Raw genomic sequence first — 16,308 nt, forward strand, 5'->3', positions numbered from 1 at the left:
GCGCCTCGTTGCAAAGCGGTGGCAAAGGCTGCACCGACCTGTGACCAATCGCGCAGCGAGGCCCGGGCGCGCTCGGCGCCTTCGCGCCATGTCTGACGCTTGCTCGGGTCATCGAGCATCTCGCGCAAGGCGCCGGCGAGCGCATCTACATCGCCGGCGGGCACCTTGAGGCCGGCATCGTCTGGCAGCGTATGGGCAAGCGCGCCGCCGGTGGTGGTGACCACGGGCAGGGCATGCGCCAAGGCTTCGCTGACGACCATGCCGTAGCCCTCGTAATGAGAGGGCAGTACGAAGATATCGCTGGCGTGATAGGCCTCGTCCAGAGCATCGGCGGGTCGCTCGCCGAGCAGCTGGATGCGTTCTTCCAGGCCGTGGGCGGCGATGCGTGCCTGGACATGCTCGACATGCGCCGGTGCGCGATCTAGACCACCGATGCAGTCGCATGTCCAGGGCAGGTCGGTCAGCGTGGTCAGCGCTTCGACGAGTACATCGTGTCCTTTGCGCGGAGTGACCGTGGCCACGCACAAAAGGCGTGGCACCTCAGCGTTGCCACGTGCCGGCGCGGCGCGCATCACGCCGGGTTCGACCACGTGCAAGCGCTCAGGACCCACCTGGAAATCCGCCAGGCGCCGAGCGGTGAAAGGGCTGGTGACGATGATGTCGCGCACCGCCGATAGTGCGCGCGTTTCGCTGATCAAGAAGCGCTCGCGTTCGGCGTCGCCGAGGCCGGTTTCATCGGCGAGCGGATGGTGAATCAGGGCGGTGAGCGTCAAACGCTGGGCGTGGGCCTCGAGAACGTCGGGCAATCCGCCCATCGCGAGTCCGTCGATGATCACATGGGCGCCTTCGGGCTGGGCTACCAAGGCGTTTTCGAGTGCCTTTTTCGCCGTGGCGTCGGGTTCGGGAAAACGCCCCTCGAGGCCGATGACCTCGACCGACCAGCCTTGTTCCCGCAGGGCCGTGGCGATGCGCGCGTCATAGACGTAGCCGCCGGTCAACTGTGCGGGGTCGCCGGCGACGATCAGGGTCACGGGATGGCTCATATCGCGCCCTCGTAATTCGCCCAGGCGATATGCGATTCATGCAGCGTGACGCCGAGGGCCGTCAGGCCATGCCCGGTCTCGCCGAGCTCGCCCTGGCGGATGGCGTGGGCGAGGCGTTCGAAAATCACCTTGGCCATGAACTCGGTGGTAGTGTTGTGACCCTGGAATTCGGGCACGTCGTCGAGGTTGTTGAAATTGAGATCGCCCAGAATGCGGGACAGCGTCTGGCTGGCCAGGCCGATATCGACGATGAGATCGTCGCGATCGAGCTCGGGGCGCTTGAAGGCGACATCGACCACGTAGGTGGCACCGTGCAAGCGTTGCGCGGGGCCGAAGACCTCGCCGTTGAAACTGTGCGCGATCATGAAATGGTCTCTAACCGTCAGGCTGAACATCCGTGTGACTCCTGTTGTATTGCCGACTATGTGTATTACCGGTTGTGCGTGTTAGTGGTTATGCGTGTAACACGGGCGCCACCGCCTGGCGATAGCGTCACGAATAGCGTATGCGATGACACAGTGCCGGGCGATCCGCGTCGCTCAGGCGTGCCAAGGTGGTGGGTAAGTCTTGAAAATCGCTTTCAGCGTCGATCAAGGCATCGAGGCGGGCGTCGCGCAGTAGCGTCAGAGCCAGTTGCAGGCGCTGGGCATGACTGCGTCGCGCGCGTCGCGCTGGCGAGACACCGCCGACCTGGCTGGCACGCAGCGTCAACCGCCGAGAGTGAAAAGCCTCGCCGAGGGGTAGTGTGACCTCGTCGCGTCCGAACCAGCTCAGTTCGATGATCTCCGCTTCGTATCCCGCCAGTGTCAGGGCGCTGCGTAGGCCGTGCGGATTGCCGCTAGCGTTGATCACGATGTCCTGTTCATCCTCGGCATCGTGTGGATGACGAAAGGGCAGGCCAAGCTCAGCGGCCAGCTCGGCCTTGCCGGCATCGATGTCGAGCAATTGAACGCGCACGCCAGCAGTCTGTTGGCACAACCAGGCGACCAGGCTACCGACCACGCCGGCGCCGATAACGCTGATTCGGTCGCCGACGCGTGGGGCGGCGTCCCACAAAGCGTTGACGGCGGTTTCCATGTTGGCCGCGAGGACCGCGCGTGTGGCGGGAAGATCCTCGGGTAGGGGAACGACGGCCTCGATGGGAACGATATAGCGTGTCTGGTGAGGATAGAGACAGAAGACCTCGCGGCCGCACCAGGCCTCCGGTCCCTCCTCGACCACGCCGACGTTGGCATAGCCATATTTGACCGGCCCCGGGAAATCCCCTTCCTGAAAAGGCGCACGCATGCGTGTATATTCGCTCTCCGGGATCTTGTCTTGAAAAACGAGGTTTTCGGTTCCGCGGCTGACGGCGCTGTAGCGTGTTCTGACCAACAGCTCATGCGTTTGGCGGGAGGGCAAGGCGTGCTGTTTGATCTCACCGTGCCCCGGTGCCTGTATCCAGAAAGCCTGGGCGTTCGCTGCGAGCATGGCAAATCTCCTTATTCACCTTGAGTATCGTCCATGACATCATTCATGTACAGGTATTGTACATATCTGCTTTTCTGTACCACTTTATTTCCAGTCGTGAGTGCCATCAGCGTAGTGAAAATAGCGCTGAGCATCGGTATCTCTGCCATAGTGAGACCAGAAAGTTTCGGAGAAAGGGCATGCGTTCCACCTCACCCCATATTACTGGTCGCAAGCCGTCCTTGGTGCATGGTTTGCCGGCGGTCCTTGAACTGCTGTTAGGTCTATGCCTTGTGGGAGTGCTGGTAGAGGCCGTGCAGTGGCACCTGACAGCACCCGTGGGGCTTGGCTGGTCGGTAGGGGGGGTATACTTGGGCATGGCGCTGATCATCCTCTGGGCATGGCCGGCGGCACGGCGCTGGTTGGGCTGGGCTAATCGCGTGACTCTGCTGCGGGGAGTGCTGATCGCATTGCTTGCCGGCAGTATGGCCTTTCCTGCTTTCATGCAGCGCCATGCACTGGAAATGGCAGGGCTGGCACTGTTGGCCTTGTGCCTGGATGGCCTTGATGGCTGGGTAGCCCGGCAGACGCAATCCGCCACTGCCTTCGGGGCCCGCTTCGATATGGAATTGGATGCCTTCTTCATCGCTGTACTGTGCTGCGCGCTCATCGTGCTCGACAAGCTCGGGGGGTGGGTGCTGGTAGTGGGCGCCATGCGTTACACCTTCGTAGCGGCGGGGTATGCATGGACATGGTTGCGTCGACCGTTGCCCCAGAGCCGGCGCCGCAAGCTGATATGTGTCTGGCAAGTCGCTAGTCTGTTGGTGGCGCTGCTGCCGTTCGTCTCCCCCCTCTGGGCCATGCTCTGTGTGGGTCTGGCGCTGGTATTACTGATGTACTCGTTTGCGAGTGATATCGCGTGGCTATATCGCCATCGACGCATGCGTATCTAAGGTGACGGTCTGGGAGAGGTCAGGGCCCTCCAGTGACGGCTAAAATAAGAATCGCTTGCATGACTTGGCCTCATGAGGCGCCATGGCGGGTATAAAGAATCCGCCATCTACGGTATAGGAACACGCATGGCTCGCGCTCCCTTCGAACTTGCCGGTACGCGTATTCCGCCCGGCAGCCGGGCACAGATCGATGTACCGGTGGCCAAGCTTTACACCCATGCACCGCTGCATATTCCCGTCGAGGTCGTTCATGGCCGTCAACCAGGACCGGTGCTGCTGGTGTGCGGGGCCATCCACGGTGACGAAATCAACGGCGTCGAGATCGTGCGTCGCATGCTTAGGCTGGCGTCGCTATCGCGCTTGCGGGGCACGTTGATCGCGGTGCCGATCGTCAATGTCTTCGGTTTCGTGCAGCAGACGCGTTACTTGCCCGACCGACGCGACTTGAATCGCTGCTTTCCGGGGAGTGAGGTCGGATCGCTGGGCTCGCGCGTCGCGTCGCTGTTTCGCGAGCAGATCGTCGACTTGGCGACACACATCGTCGATTTGCATACCGGGGCACTTCATCGCACTAATCTTCCGCAGGTGCGAGCACAGCTCCAGAATCGACCTGAGATCCAGGCCATGGCCGAGGCGCTTGGGGTGCCGGTGATTCTCAATGCCGAGTTGCGCGAGGGAAGTCTGCGGGAATATGCGCAGTCACGTGATGTGCCGGTGCTGACCTATGAAGCTGGCGAGGCGCTGCGTTTCGATGAGTGGGCGATCGCGCCGGGGGTAAGAGGTGTGCAGCGCGTGATGCGTTTGCTGGGCATGCTCCCCACCGATCGGCGTCGTCATGCGCCTGCAGTGGCGGAGGTCGCCAATGGCTCGAGTTGGGCTCGCTCGCCCAGCGACGGCATTCTGCGGCCTCGGACGCGGTTGGGCGCACGCGTTGCACGGGGCGATGTGCTGGGACGCGTTGCCGATCCGTTCGGTAATGCCGAGCAGGAAGTGCTCGCCAACGCCGATGGTATCGTCATTGGCATGAGCAATCTGCCGCTCGCCAATGAGGGCGAAGCACTGTTTCATGTGGCGCGCTTCGATGAAATCGAAGAGGCTGAGAACGCCGTTGAAACCTTCCACTCCGATTTCGAGACCCGCCAGGAGCTATAGCCTGGCCCACTGCGTCAGCTCAGGCGACGGCGTTTGCGGTGTCGAGCTCGCGCACCTTGGCCAATGCTTCGTCGAAAACCTCCAGCCCGGCACCGTGGCGATGGGCATTTTCCGACAGGTGACGCCGAAACTGACGCCCGCCGGGGCAGCCTTGGAACAGGCCGAGCAGGTGGCGGGTGACGTGGTTGAGCTTGGCCCCTTCTGCCAAGCGTTCGGCGATGTAGGGCCGGAAAGCACGCGCGGCCGCATGGCGGCTACTCACGGGCGAGGTGCCGCCGTAGATGGCGGCATCGATACCGGCCAGTCGCCAGGGATTCTGGTACGCCTCACGCCCGATCATCACGCTATCCACCTTCTCGAGCTGCGCTTGGCACTCGTCCAGCGTCTTGATACCGCCGTTGATGCCGATATGAAGGTCGGGATACTGCGCCTTGAGACGATGCACGCGTGGATAATTGAGCGGCGGCACGTCACGGTTTTCCTTGGGCGAGAGCCCCTCGAGCCAGGCCTTTCGGGCATGCACGATGAAGACCTCGCAGCCGGCATCAGCGACACGCTCGATGAAGTGCGCCAGGTCGGCGTCTTCGTCCTGTTCGTCGATGCCGATGCGGCACTTGACCGTGACCGGGATCGAAACTGCTGCTTGCATGGCACGGACCGCCGCCGCCACCTTGCCTGGGTGCTCCATGAGGCAGGCACCAATCAGGTTGTTCTGTACCCGATCGCTGGGACAACCGACGTTCAGATTGACTTCATCGTAGCCCCAGGTTTCGGCGATGGCGGCGCATTCCGCCAGTGCAGCAGGATCGCTGCCGCCTAGTTGTAGCGCCACCGGATGCTCCACGTCGCTATACCCGAGAAAGCGCTCGCGCGGAGAGCCATGCAGAATCGCCCCGGTCGTGACCATTTCGGTATACAGCAGCGCCTCACGCGTCAGTGTACGGGCAAACGCGCGGTAGTCGCGGGTCGTCCAATCCATCATCGGGGCGACGGAGAAAGTCCTATCCAGATTGCGGTGCTTGGTGCCAGTACTCATGCCGGTTGGAGCAGTTGCGTTATCACTCATAACTGTTCATATTTACAGTGTTTTGGTTAGGTTTTTCGAACCATGCTGGTACTCATTTGGTACTCGCAGTGCTTTCGATTCGGTACCTGGGAGGTTTACTTTGGCGACGATCAGGAAGCGCCGACGAAGGGAGAGCAGCGTCTCATATCTTGCTCAGGTCCGCATCGCTTGGGTCCGGATCGCCGACCTGACCAGCGAATAGCACATGGGTCCCGACATCTAATTGCCTTATTGACGTTTGCCTGCCTGCATGTCCGTTTTAATATCCATGGGGCCGCCGATTTCAGCTTGCTGAGTCTGCTTATCGTAGGCGCATAGTATTTGTAAGCGCTTCTTGGTGCCGCGCTCATGTCCGGTCAGGCGGGCAAGGCCGAAGTGTTTGGAGCCAAAGGGATCCACTGCAATCGTTTCGACATTGAAGCTGTCAGCTGCGGCGGCACGACATGTTTTTTCGACGTTGGCACGGAAGTCGCTCCAAGCTTCTTCGCTGGAGGCTGAGGCCATTGTCGACAAAAGGGGAATACCCACAGTTATGATCGCTAAAGCTACACGGCCATATTTTGCATACTGCATGATGTTCTCCAATATATAGGGTGCTTATGATTTCATAGTCTCTACTGTCAGGCTAGGGCTTAGACTGTCGAGGATAGCGATGCGCTGCATGGGGATCGACGGCGAGAGTCAAGGCGATGCCTGTTCTAGCCTTACTGGCGTATTGATACTTGAAGAGCAGTAGATCTTGTATTGATACTCTCTTACTTTCCGAGACATAACATTAAATTGGGGTTGTTTAATTCAGGTTATTTTGACTACTGAAATTCTTCTGCCACGCTGATCATGTCCGCCACGGAAGGGCGGAAAGCAAGGAAGCTAGGTAAAAAGGACACCTAGGTAAGCACGGAGGCACGGACAGGAAGTCCGTCATGACTGCAAGGAAATGCAGATTTGTACGGAAGCCCGGCCGGGATTGGTCGGGCTTTTTTGTATCAGGGCGATTGGTTGCGCTGATCTCTAAGCTCGCGTTGCGAGTCTTCCAAACGGCGCTGAGAGCGCTTGAGTTGACGCTCTTGCCGCTGGCGCTCGTCGAAACGCTCATCGCGGTGTTCGCTGCGGTTCAGCGACTGGCGACGTTCGATCGTGGTGGCGCGGTCGCTGCTGACGTCACGTTGCAGTTGATTGCGCTGTCGACTGTCGTTGAGCGAGTCGTGCTGGCCAGGGTCATCGGCCAGTACCGACCATGCCAGGGCGAACAGTGTCACCAGCAGAATGGCTTTTATCATGCGGCCTCCCGTTGATGAGGTATGCATTAGTATGGACCAAGATGTGATCCATTAAATCCCTGAGACGGTCAGAAAAGTCTGCCGGGTGGCGTCAATCGCTGTCGTCACGTTGTTTCCAGCGAGCCTGAAGGCGCCCCGCGATATGAAAGGGGAAGGGCTGGTTTGGATCGACAGTAGTGTGGTGCGCAGGATCGGCGATGCGCAACGTCTCGGGTTCAGGCTGGCTCAGATGCTGGATCGTGAGTGCATGCCGCCAGTCGATCAGGTAAAGCCCTTCCTGCCGGAATTGCGAGGTGGGAAGAATGGCAGCGATATCGCCTTCCTCGAGATAGGCGAATGTCTCGCCTGCGCCCGGCGTCACTAGGTAACATCCCCGAACGAGGGTATCGATGGCGGTGCCCGAGGTCGGGAGAGGGACCGCGAGCGTGTGAGCTTTCCACGGCACTGGAGGCATGGCATGTAGTGCCAATAGGGGGGCACTGCCGGGTGCGTCCTCGGTGATACGTTGAGAGGCCGTGGGTGTGGCGACGGCATTGCCATCTTCGAGTAGTCGTTCGAGTGAGCAATGCAGCGCGTTGGCCAGCGCGATGAGTCGCTCATGTCCGACCTGCTTGATGGTGCCGGATTCCCAATAGGAAATCGTGACGTCCGATACGCCGACACGTCTGGCCAAGGCGGCCTTGCTCAAGCCGGCGTATATCCTTAGCTGCTTGATTCGGGGTCCCAGTGCGTCCATGTAGACATCTCGCCATGAGGTTAACGCTTTAGCATATCCAGCCAATACCAAAGTATGTTTCGGGTTGGGGGTTATGACCAGAATGCAGTGCGCATGCCGGAACCGTGTTGCAGCATGGGGAAGGATAGAATGAGGAAGAAAAGAGCGCCGGCCGTTCCGGAGAACAGCCTGGTGGCGCAAAGAAAAGCTCGTTTCACTGAAGATGCCACACGGCACAGGACAGCCGAAGCTGCCTGACGCCGTTAGCGTGCGCGTGGCACTTTCGCTGAGAAAAGACCACGCGTGTCGGGAGCGAAACATCGCCTGCCCGAGCGCTGCCATTATAGGCAGTCGGCCTTTGCGTAATAAGAGGGTACAATCGAAAACTAGTGTTTCTAAATTGGAAACTGGTAGTCGGAGTATCTTCAACATGACGACACTGGATGCATTGCGTGTCTTCGTCGAGGTCGTTCGTGCGGGCAGTTTTACCGCCGCGGCGCGGCGTCTGAGTATCTCCAAGTCGTTGGCTTCCAAGCGTGTGGCTGCACTCGAGGATGAGTTAAGCGTCAGTCTACTCAATCGCTCGACGCGTTCGCTGCGCCTTACGGAAGCTGGACAGATCTATTACGAGCATGGGTTGCGGGTCATCGAGGAGTTGCAGACGGCGGAGGCGCAGGTCCAGTCGGTGACGTCGCAACCTCGGGGGCAACTCAAGGTCAGTGCCCAGGTGAGCTTCGGCTTTATGTACTTGGCAGAGCCGACCACCGCCTTCATGCGCCGCTATCCCGAGATGTCGGTGGAAATCCTGCTCGAGGATCAGCGATTCGAGCCCATCGACGACTCGGTGGACCTGGCCATTCGCATGGGGCCGATGCCGCCATCGAGCCTGGTATCGCGCCCGCTGTGCAAGGTGGTCTATGGCTTGTACGCCGCGCCGGATTACCTGGCCCGTGTCGGACGGCCGCTGCATCCCAAGGACATCGCCGAGTTCGATACAGTGTTCTACGGCAATTACGACCTAGGTGCTCACTGGCGCTTTTCGCTCAATGGACAGCCGCTGGATATAGAGCCCAATTCGCGTCTGGTAATCAATAATCTGCTGGGTGTGGTCGAAGCGGCAAAGGCGGGGTTTGGCTTGGCCTATCTGCCTACATTCGCGGCGCGCGCGGCAGTGGAGGAGGGGCAGCTGACCCCACTCTTGCAGCCGTATTGGAATGAGCACGGCAGCATGTTGGTGTTGTTTCGTTCGCGCAAATACCTGCCTGACAAGACTCGCGCCTACCTGGATTTCATTACGGAGTGGTTTCGCGAGCACCTGGCCTTGTGAAGAAGACGTCGACGGTGCTGATGCCGGGGAGGTGCATGCGTATAATGTCCCCCATCGTCAGTCACCAATGATCGGGAACTTCATGACCGTACGTACACGTATTGCGCCGTCGCCGACCGGCGATCCCCATGTCGGCACGGCCTATATCGCGCTGTTCAACCTATGTTTCGCGCGTCAGCACGGCGGGCAGTTCATCCTCCGTATCGAGGATACGGACCGGATGCGTTCGACGGCCGAGTCGGAGCAGATGATCCTCGACTCTCTGCGCTGGCTGGGGCTCGAATGGGATGAAGGTCCGGATATCGGTGGCCCTCATGGCCCGTATCGGCAGAGCGAGCGTGTCGACATCTATACGCAATATGCACAGCAGTTGCTCGACACCGGGCATGCGTTCAAGTGCTATCGGACCAGCGAGGAACTCGATGAGCTGCGTGAGACACGCAAGGCGGCGGGGCTGCACCTGGCGCTCAAGCCCGCCGACCTGGCGCTTAGCGATGGAGAAGTCGCGCGTCGCGAGCGCGAACAGTGGCCTTACGTGGTGCGCATGAAGGTACCCAGCGAGGGCAGTTGCATCGTCAGCGACATGCTGCGGGGTGAGATCGAAGTCGATTGGGCGCAGGTCGATGCCCAGATCCTGCTCAAGTCTGATGGCATGCCAACGTATCACCTTGCCAATGTCGTCGACGACCATCTGATGGGCATCACGCATGTCATGCGCGGTGAGGAGTGGATCAACTCGGCACCCAAGCACAAGCTGCTGTATGAGTACTTCGGTTGGTCGATGCCGACGCTGTGCCATATGCCATTGCTGCGCAACCCGGACAAGTCGAAGCTGTCCAAGCGCAAGAACCCGACCTCGATCAATTATTATCGGCACATGGGCTTTTTGCCGCAGGCGGTGACCAACTATTTGGGCCGCATGGGGTGGTCCATGCCCAACGACCGCGAGAAATTCACCCTCGAAGAGATGATGGCAAACTTCGATATCCAGCGTGTGTCGCTGGGGGGGCCGGTGTTCGATCTAGAGAAGCTCACTTGGCTCAATGGGGTCTATATCCGCGAGGATCTGGACGATGCTGCCTTGCTGCAGGCCCTGAGAGAGTGGGCCTTCAATGAAGAGTACGTCAGTCAAATTCTGCCGCAGGTACGTCCGCGAATCTCGACACTCTCCGATGTCATGCCGTTGGCCGGGCATTTCTTTTCGGGGGTGCCGCCGCTCGAGGCGTCCAGTTTCGAGGGCATTAAGCTCGAGAATGAGGACTTGCTCAAGTTACTGCAGTTTTTGACCTGGCGACTGGAAGGCGTTTCCAGTTGGCACAAGGAAGCCTTGCTCGACGAGGTCAAGTTCCTGGCCGAGGCGTTCAATATGAAGATGAAAGCGTTTCTGGCACCGGTCTTCATCGCCGTTACGGGGAGCGCGACTTCTACCTCGGTGCTGGATGCCATGGCGATTCTCGGTTCGGACATGACACGGGCACGCTTGCGCCATGCCATCGAGGTGCTGGGGGGTATCTCCAAGAAGCAGACCAAACGCTTCGAGAAGGAATATCGGGAGCTGTAAGCTCCCGGGCTTCGCCCGGAGCTGGAAGAGCGGCGCTGCGCGCCTGGAAGAGGGAAGAAAACTCCAGAGACTGTCTTCCTTCTTCCTTCTTCCTTCTTCCTTCTCAACAGCTATTGACGAATCTCGGCGTTATCAGTATTCTACGCACCGTCTTGAAGCGCGGGGCCTTAGCTCAGATGGGAGAGCGCAACACTGGCAGTGTTGAGGTCAGCGGTTCGATCCCGCTAGGCTCCACCAAGCATCAAGACAATGCGTCCCATTCGTCTAGTGGTCCAGGACACCGCCCTTTCACGGCGGTAACAGGGGTTCAAACCCCCTATGGGACGCCACCCTTGCCCACAGTAGTGGCGATATCAGAGACGCTGAAGCGTCTTTTTTTGTGTCTGCTTCTCGTTCGCCATTAGACGTTTTTATACGTTTTTCCCCTTGACACCTCCGGAATTTTGTCCACTGCCGTGTCGTAACCCTTTTCGTGTTGTGTATAACGCCGGATGAGGCCCCTCATGCTGCGCGCTATTGAAAAATATTCGATTTTTCAATCACTTATAGAAGGTTAAAAATTAACCGATTTGAGCGTAACCGCCTTGTCATGGTGTTCCTGGCGAACTACCGAAAGGTTTTGAACAGGTTTATCCACAGAAAGTGTGGAAAACGCCCAGCGGCGTCAGGGGCAGAAGAACAAGGCTGTGGGAGCGGGAGGTTTTAGGGGCGGGAAGACGCGGAGTCAAACGCAACGGACCGCCCTGAAGGCGGTCCGTGATGCTTGCGTGCAGTAACCTGTCCGGGAGTATCTCGGTTGGGTTGTGGCTAGCAAGTTACTTGGTTGGATAGTCCCGCTGGGAATGACCTATATAGAGCTGACGCGGGCGGCTGATGCGATAGCTGCCGCTGATCATCTCGTTCCAGTGGGAAGTCCAGCCAATCGTACGGGCCATGGCGAAGATGACGGTAAACATGTTGGTCGGAATGCCGATCGCCTTGAGGATGATGCCCGAATAGAAGTCGACGTTTGGATAGAGCTTACGCTCGATGAAATAGTCGTCTTCCAATGCGATCTGCTCGAGCCGCTTGGCGATCTTGAGCTGCGGGTCGTCAGCCATGCCGAGTTCGCCCAGCACCTCGTCGCAGGTTTCCTTCATGACTTTGGCGCGCGGGTCGAAATTGCGATAGACGCGGTGGCCAAAGCCCATCAGCTTGAACGGATCATCCTTGTCCTTGGCGCGGTCGATGAAACGCTGGATGTTCTCCTCGGACTCATCACCGATCTCATCGAGCATGTTGAGCACGGCTTCGTTGGCACCACCGTGAGCCGGACCCCATAGTGCGGCGATGCCGGCACTGATGCAGGCGAAGGGGTTGGCACCGGTCGAACCTGCTAGACGAACCGTCGAGGTGGAGGCGTTCTGTTCATGGTCGGCATGCAGCATGAAGATCCGGTCCATGGCCTTGGCGAAAACCGGGTTGACCACGTAGCTTTCACACGGGTTGCCGAACATCATGTAGAGGAAGTTCTCCGCGTAATCCAGGTCATTGCGCGGATAATTGAATGGCTGGCCTATGTTGTATTTGTGGCACATTGCGGCCAGGGTCGGCATCTTGGCGATCAGGCGAATCGCGCTGACGCGGCGCTCTTCTTCTTTGGTGATGTCCAGATTGTCGTGGTAGAAGGCGGCCAGGCCACCGACGACGCCGCACAGGATCGCCATCGGATGAGCGTCGCGACGGAAGCCCTTGAAGAAGTTGACGAGTTGTTCGTGGACCATGGTGTGATTTCTCACGGTGGCCGCGAAGTCGTCGTATTGTGCCTTGCTGGGGAGCTCTCCGAACAACAGTAGATAACAGAGTTCGACGTAATTGGAGTGCTCGGCGAGTTGGCCGATGGGGTAGCCGCGATGGAGAAGAACGCCTGCAGCACCATCGATGTAGGTGATGCCTGATTCGCAGGAGGCGGTGGCGACGAAGCCCGGGTCGTATGTGAACAGACCTTCACTGGTCAGGCCGCGGACGTCGATCACATCAGGCCCGACGGTGCCGGAGTAGACAGGGAACTCGATCGTCTTGTCCAACCCTTCTACCGTCAACTGCGCTTTCCTGTCAGCCATTATGGCCTCCTCTTTATACCTAAGTCTTTGTCTTGCTTGCCATGCCAGCGAAAATAATGCGCCTACTATAGAACCACGCGGTGGATTGTCAATTGGGCCTAGGGCGCCTGTGACCATGGCGCCGCCGCGCATGGTGTGTCCTGACGTGGCGATAGAAAGGGGGCGAGCAAGGTTTTCACCCGGAAGTGTTACCCTATTTGACGCGTCCATGCGGATGGCTGCAAGGGCTATCTCATTTGTCATGACATCCCCCGGTCCTTATAATCTTAACCCGCGCGACTGGCAGGAGCATGGCTTGGTCATGTAAGCCCTCGACCAAGGCCTCCCCCTCAAACCACCGCCCGCACCGGGTACAGCCCTAGCCGCTGGCGGGCCAAGAGAGTGTGATGAGCCGTGAATAGCAAAAGACCCGTAAACTTAGACCTGACGACTATAAAATTTCCACTTCCCGCATTGACCTCCATTGCCCACCGCATTACCGGTGTCATCCTCTTCGTGGGATTGATCTTCGGTTTCTGGGCCCTCGACGCGTCACTGTCGTCTCCCGAAGGATTCGAAGCAGTGCGTGACACCCTCGCCAACAACGTACTCGCCAAACTGATTGCTTGGGGATTGCTCTCGGCGCTGGGCTTCCACTTCGTGGCCGGCATCAAGCACCTGCTGATGGATGCAGGTATTGGCGTGGATCTCGAGGGCGGATATCGCAAGGCGCAGATCACGGTCGTGATCAGTGCCATCTTGGTGGTTCTGGCAGGAGTCTGGGTATGGTAACCAATATCACGAACCTCGGTCGTAGCGGCCTGTCCGATTGGCTGATCCAGCGAGTCTCGGCCATCATTCTGGCAGTCTATGCCGTATTCATGGTCCTGTATCTACTGTTCCATCCGGGGCTTGATTACGCCACGTGGAGCGGTCTCTTCTCGCAGACCTGGATGCGCATCTTTTCTCTGCTGGCCTTTATTTCCATCGCGGCGCACGCATGGGTCGGCTTGTGGACGGTGTCCACCGACTATCTCAAGCAGGCGGGTGCACGCTTTGCATTTCAAGCGGTCGTCATGCTGGCCATCTTTGTTTTTCTGGTGTGGGGCGTTCAAGTCCTTTGGGGAGCCTAATCCATGTCCAATATGCGTAGCCTGACATTCGACGCAATCATCATCGGTGGCGGTGGCTCCGGCCTGCGTACCGCGCTCGAGCTGGCCAAGTCCGGCAAGAAGACCGCGGTGCTTTCCAAGGTCTTTCCGACGCGCTCGCACACCGTCTCCGCCCAAGGCGGCATCACCTGCGCCATCGCCAGCGCCGATCCCAATGACGATTGGCGCTGGCACATGTACGACACCGTCAAGGGCGGTGACTATATCGCCGACCAGGATGCCACTGAGTACTTGTGTTCCGAAGGCCCCAAGGCGGTTTTCGAGCTAGAACACATGGGGTTGCCGTTCTCGCGTTTCGATAACGGCCGCATCTATCAGCGCCCCTTCGGCGGTCAGTCCAAGGACTTCGGCAAGGGCGGCCAGGCCGCGCGTACATGTGCCGCTGCCGACCGTACCGGCCATGCGCTGCTACATACGCTGTATCAGAACAACCTGAAAAATAACACCGTGTTTCTGAATGAATGGTATGCGGTGGACCTGGTGAAAAATGCCGATGGCGATGTAGTGGGCTGTATCGCCATGTGCATCGAAACCGGTGAACTCGTGCATATCAAGTCCAAGGCCACGGTGCTGGCGACCGGTGGCTCGGGCCGCATCTACGCGTCAACGACCAATGCGCTGACCAATACCGGCGATGGTATCGGCATGGCGCTTCGCGCTGGCTTCTCCATGCAGGATATGGAGATGTGGCAGTTCCACCCCACCGGTATTTACGGGGCCGGAGTCCTGGTCACCGAAGGCTGTCGTGGCGAGGGCGGCTATCTGATCAACAAGGATGGCGAGCGCTTCATGGAGCGCTACGCGCCGAACGCCAAGGATCTGGCCGGCCGCGATGTCGTGGCTCGCGCCATGGTCATGGAAATCCTTGAAGGGCGTGGTTGTGGCGAAAACGGTGACCACGTCATGCTCAAGCTCGATCACTTGGGTGAGGAGGTTCTGGGTAAGCGTCTGCCGGGTATCGTCGAGCTATCCAAGACCTTCGCCCATGTCGATCCCGCCACAGACCCGATTCCGGTCGTGCCGACGTGCCATTACATGATGGGTGGCGTGCCGACCAACGTCCACGGCCAGGCGATCATGCAGGACGCCGATGGCAACGATCAGATCGTCAACGGGCTGTTCGCCTGTGGCGAGGCGGCATGTGTGTCCGTGCACGGTGCCAACCGTCTGGGCGGCAATTCACTGCTAGACTTGGTGGTTTTCGGACGTGCCGCCGGCATGTTCATCGAAGAAGCGCTCAATGAGGGGGTCGATTACCTCGAGGCGGCTCAGTCCGATATCGACAGTGCCATGGCCCGCCTCAACCGCTGGGATGAATCGAGCGGTGGCGAGGCAATTCCTGAGCTGCGTGCAGAACTTCAGGAGGTCATGCAGAACGATTTCGGTGTTTTTCGCCAGGAAGACACCATGCAGGAGGGCGTCAAGAAACTGGCCGATCTCCGCGAGCGTATCGGTAATGCGCATCTGGCCGATAAATCCAATGCCTTCAACACCGCGCGTGTCGAAGCATTGGAGCTCGACAATCTGCTCGAGGTGGCGGAAGCCACGGCAATCTCCGCTTTGGACCGCAAGGAAAGCCGCGGCGCGCATTCGCGCTACGACTATCCGGATCGCGACGACGCCAATTGGCTCAAGCACTCCATGTACTTCCCGGTCGAGAAGCGGCTTGGGCAGCGTGACGTGAACTTTGCGCCAAAGACCGTCGAGACCTTCGAGCCGAAAATTCGCACCTACTAAGGGGTTGTCCAAGATGTCTATGCTTCAGATATCCATTTATCGCTACAACCCGGAAACCGACTCCGTGCCCTATATGCAGGAGTTCGAGCTGGACACGCAGGGCCGCGACATCATGGTTCTCAATGCACTTGAAATGATCAAGCAGCAGGATAGTTCCATGGCGTACCGGCGTAGCTGCCGCGAAGGGGTTTGCGGTTCCGATGGCATGAACATGAACGGCAAGAATGGCTTGGCTTGCGTCACGCCGTTGTCCGAGGTGATCAAGGACAACAAGCTGGTGCTGCGTCCACTGCCCGGTTTGCCGGTTATTCGTGATCTGGTGGTCGATATGGGGATGTTCTACAAGCAGTACGAGAGCATCCAGCCTTATCTGCAAAACGATACCGCTGCGCCGGCCACCGAGCGCTTGCAGTCACCGGAAGAGCGCGAAAAACTCGATGGGCTTTATGAGTGCATCCTGTGCGCCTGCTGCTCTACGGCTTGCCCCTCTTTCTGGTGGAATCCGGACAAGTTCGTGGGGCCAGCGGGCTTGCTACAGGCTTATCGCTTCCTTGCCGATTCGCGTGATACCGCAACGAGCGAGCGCCTGGCGCGGCTTGAGGATCCGTTTAGCCTGTTCCGGTGCCGTGGCATCATGAATTGCGTGGCGGTGTGTCCTAAAGGGCTCAATCCGACGCGTGCGATTGGCAAGATTCGTGAGATGTTACTGTCTAATGCCACTTAAATCGCGCCGCGTGGCTTGTTATCATTGGCAACAAGCTTCTTCCTGCGA

The 16,308-nt window shown here is 58.9% G+C and carries 16 protein-coding genes and 2 tRNA genes; 10 read left to right on the top strand and 8 right to left on the bottom strand.

The genetic code is table 11. From position 1 onward, the window contains the following. From OP496_RS14445 to OP496_RS14455, 3 genes are all read right to left on the bottom strand, one after another. The coding region (locus OP496_RS14445) for a glycosyltransferase family 4 protein (protein WP_280564428.1) at positions 1–1,043 on the bottom strand (1,043 nt) is incomplete at its 3' end. Then, positions 1,040–1,438 (bottom strand): 6-carboxytetrahydropterin synthase, encoded by a 399-nt coding sequence (locus OP496_RS14450; protein ID WP_280564429.1) that lies wholly within the window; start codon positions 1,436–1,438, stop codon positions 1,040–1,042. The genes OP496_RS14450 and OP496_RS14445, both read right to left, overlap by 4 nt. A 97-nt stretch (positions 1,439–1,535) precedes the next feature. Further along, the gene (locus OP496_RS14455; RefSeq protein WP_280561661.1) at positions 1,536–2,513 is read right to left on the bottom strand and encodes a zinc-binding alcohol dehydrogenase; all 978 of its coding nucleotides are present in this window, start codon (positions 2,511–2,513) and stop codon (positions 1,536–1,538) included. Positions 2,514–2,692: 179 nt separating this feature from the next. Here OP496_RS14455 and OP496_RS14460 point away from each other — a divergent pair, with 179 nt between their 5' ends. Together OP496_RS14460 and OP496_RS14465 are read left to right on the top strand one after the other, a co-directional pair. After that, positions 2,693–3,445 (top strand): CDP-alcohol phosphatidyltransferase family protein, encoded by a 753-nt coding sequence (locus tag OP496_RS14460; RefSeq protein ID WP_280561659.1) that lies wholly within the window; start codon positions 2,693–2,695, stop codon positions 3,443–3,445. 126 nt (positions 3,446–3,571) lie between these two features. Next, a complete protein-coding gene (locus tag OP496_RS14465; protein WP_280561658.1) occupies positions 3,572–4,597 on the top strand; it encodes a succinylglutamate desuccinylase/aspartoacylase family protein in 1,026 nt (341 codons plus the stop codon). Positions 4,598–4,616: 19 nt separating this feature from the next. On the opposite strand, the gene dusA is transcribed toward OP496_RS14465, so the two are convergent. From dusA to OP496_RS14485, 4 genes are all read right to left on the bottom strand, one after another. Then, on the bottom strand, positions 4,617–5,663 hold the full coding sequence (gene dusA, locus OP496_RS14470) for a tRNA dihydrouridine(20/20a) synthase DusA (protein WP_280561657.1): 1,047 nt from the start codon (positions 5,661–5,663) through the stop codon (positions 4,617–4,619). Between the two features lie 228 nt (positions 5,664–5,891). Continuing rightward, on the bottom strand, positions 5,892–6,236 hold the full coding sequence (locus tag OP496_RS14475) for a hypothetical protein (protein WP_280561656.1): 345 nt from the start codon (positions 6,234–6,236) through the stop codon (positions 5,892–5,894). A gap of 413 nt (positions 6,237–6,649) precedes the next feature. Further along, positions 6,650–6,943: a hypothetical protein gene (locus tag OP496_RS14480; RefSeq protein WP_280561655.1), complete on the bottom strand. Its 294-nt coding sequence runs from the start codon at positions 6,941–6,943 to the stop codon at positions 6,650–6,652. A gap of 91 nt (positions 6,944–7,034) precedes the next feature. After that, positions 7,035–7,679, bottom strand: coding sequence for a helix-turn-helix transcriptional regulator (locus OP496_RS14485; protein WP_280561653.1), 645 nt, complete (start codon positions 7,677–7,679; stop codon positions 7,035–7,037). A gap of 409 nt (positions 7,680–8,088) precedes the next feature. Here OP496_RS14485 and OP496_RS14490 point away from each other — a divergent pair, with 409 nt between their 5' ends. The 4 genes from OP496_RS14490 to OP496_RS14505 all read left to right on the top strand — a co-directional run bounded on the left by OP496_RS14490 (position 8,089) and on the right by OP496_RS14505 (position 10,875). Next, positions 8,089–8,985 (top strand): LysR family transcriptional regulator, encoded by an 897-nt coding sequence (locus tag OP496_RS14490; protein ID WP_280561651.1) that lies wholly within the window; start codon positions 8,089–8,091, stop codon positions 8,983–8,985. An 82-nt stretch (positions 8,986–9,067) separates the two neighbouring features. Continuing rightward, positions 9,068–10,546: a glutamate--tRNA ligase gene (gene gltX / locus OP496_RS14495; protein WP_280561650.1), complete on the top strand. Its 1,479-nt coding sequence runs from the start codon at positions 9,068–9,070 to the stop codon at positions 10,544–10,546. 161 nt (positions 10,547–10,707) lie between these two features. Further along, a tRNA-Ala gene (locus OP496_RS14500) sits at positions 10,708–10,783 on the top strand. A gap of 16 nt (positions 10,784–10,799) precedes the next feature. After that, positions 10,800–10,875, top strand: a tRNA-Glu gene (locus OP496_RS14505). A gap of 486 nt (positions 10,876–11,361) precedes the next feature. Here the strand turns inward: OP496_RS14505 and gltA are convergent. Beyond that, positions 11,362–12,648, bottom strand: coding sequence for a citrate synthase (gene gltA / locus OP496_RS14510; RefSeq protein ID WP_280561648.1), 1,287 nt, complete (start codon positions 12,646–12,648; stop codon positions 11,362–11,364). Positions 12,649–13,041: 393 nt separating this feature from the next. Between gltA and sdhC the strand changes: the two genes are divergently transcribed. The 4 genes from sdhC to OP496_RS14530 are packed head-to-tail and all read left to right on the top strand — an operon-like array spanning position 13,042 to position 16,260. Further along, positions 13,042–13,419 carry a succinate dehydrogenase, cytochrome b556 subunit gene (sdhC, locus tag OP496_RS14515; RefSeq protein WP_075369620.1) on the top strand — a complete coding sequence of 126 codons (378 nt, stop codon included), beginning with the start codon at positions 13,042–13,044 and terminating at the stop codon, positions 13,417–13,419. Further along, positions 13,413–13,760 (top strand): succinate dehydrogenase, hydrophobic membrane anchor protein, encoded by a 348-nt coding sequence (sdhD, locus tag OP496_RS14520; RefSeq protein WP_040244087.1) that lies wholly within the window; start codon positions 13,413–13,415, stop codon positions 13,758–13,760. The genes sdhC and sdhD overlap by 7 nt, the downstream gene beginning before the upstream one ends. 3 nt (positions 13,761–13,763) lie before the next feature. Beyond that, positions 13,764–15,536 (top strand): succinate dehydrogenase flavoprotein subunit, encoded by a 1,773-nt coding sequence (sdhA, locus tag OP496_RS14525; protein WP_280561646.1) that lies wholly within the window; start codon positions 13,764–13,766, stop codon positions 15,534–15,536. Between the two features lie 19 nt (positions 15,537–15,555). Further along, positions 15,556–16,260: a succinate dehydrogenase iron-sulfur subunit gene (locus tag OP496_RS14530; RefSeq protein ID WP_348521295.1), complete on the top strand. Its 705-nt coding sequence runs from the start codon at positions 15,556–15,558 to the stop codon at positions 16,258–16,260. The last annotated feature ends 48 nt before the right edge of the window (positions 16,261–16,308 follow it).

The sequence above is a fragment of the Chromohalobacter sp. 48-RD10 genome (assembly GCF_029889785.1).
In the GTDB taxonomy this organism is placed as follows: domain Bacteria; phylum Pseudomonadota; class Gammaproteobacteria; order Pseudomonadales; family Halomonadaceae; genus Chromohalobacter.

Bases quoted from the DNA above. Each gene is read 5' to 3' on its own strand.
- gltA (WP_280561648.1), bottom strand. From the start codon at position 12,648: ATGGCTGACAGGAAAGCGCAGTTGACGGTAGAAGGGTTGGACAAGACG.
- OP496_RS14460 (WP_280561659.1), top strand. From the start codon at position 2,693: ATGCGTTCCACCTCACCCCATATTACTGGTCGCAAGCCGTCCTTGGTG.
- OP496_RS14450 (WP_280564429.1), bottom strand. From the start codon at position 1,438: ATGTTCAGCCTGACGGTTAGAGACCATTTCATGATCGCGCACAGTTTC.
- dusA (WP_280561657.1), bottom strand. From the start codon at position 5,663: ATGAGTGATAACGCAACTGCTCCAACCGGCATGAGTACTGGCACCAAG.
- OP496_RS14530 (WP_348521295.1), top strand. From the start codon at position 15,556: ATGCTTCAGATATCCATTTATCGCTACAACCCGGAAACCGACTCCGTG.
- gltX (WP_280561650.1), top strand. From the start codon at position 9,068: ATGACCGTACGTACACGTATTGCGCCGTCGCCGACCGGCGATCCCCAT.
- OP496_RS14475 (WP_280561656.1), bottom strand. From the start codon at position 6,236: ATGCAGTATGCAAAATATGGCCGTGTAGCTTTAGCGATCATAACTGTG.
- OP496_RS14490 (WP_280561651.1), top strand. From the start codon at position 8,089: ATGACGACACTGGATGCATTGCGTGTCTTCGTCGAGGTCGTTCGTGCG.
- OP496_RS14485 (WP_280561653.1), bottom strand. From the start codon at position 7,679: ATGGACGCACTGGGACCCCGAATCAAGCAGCTAAGGATATACGCCGGC.
- sdhA (WP_280561646.1), top strand. From the start codon at position 13,764: ATGTCCAATATGCGTAGCCTGACATTCGACGCAATCATCATCGGTGGC.
- OP496_RS14455 (WP_280561661.1), bottom strand. From the start codon at position 2,513: ATGCTCGCAGCGAACGCCCAGGCTTTCTGGATACAGGCACCGGGGCAC.
- OP496_RS14465 (WP_280561658.1), top strand. From the start codon at position 3,572: ATGGCTCGCGCTCCCTTCGAACTTGCCGGTACGCGTATTCCGCCCGGC.
- sdhD (WP_040244087.1), top strand. From the start codon at position 13,413: ATGGTAACCAATATCACGAACCTCGGTCGTAGCGGCCTGTCCGATTGG.
- OP496_RS14480 (WP_280561655.1), bottom strand. From the start codon at position 6,943: ATGATAAAAGCCATTCTGCTGGTGACACTGTTCGCCCTGGCATGGTCG.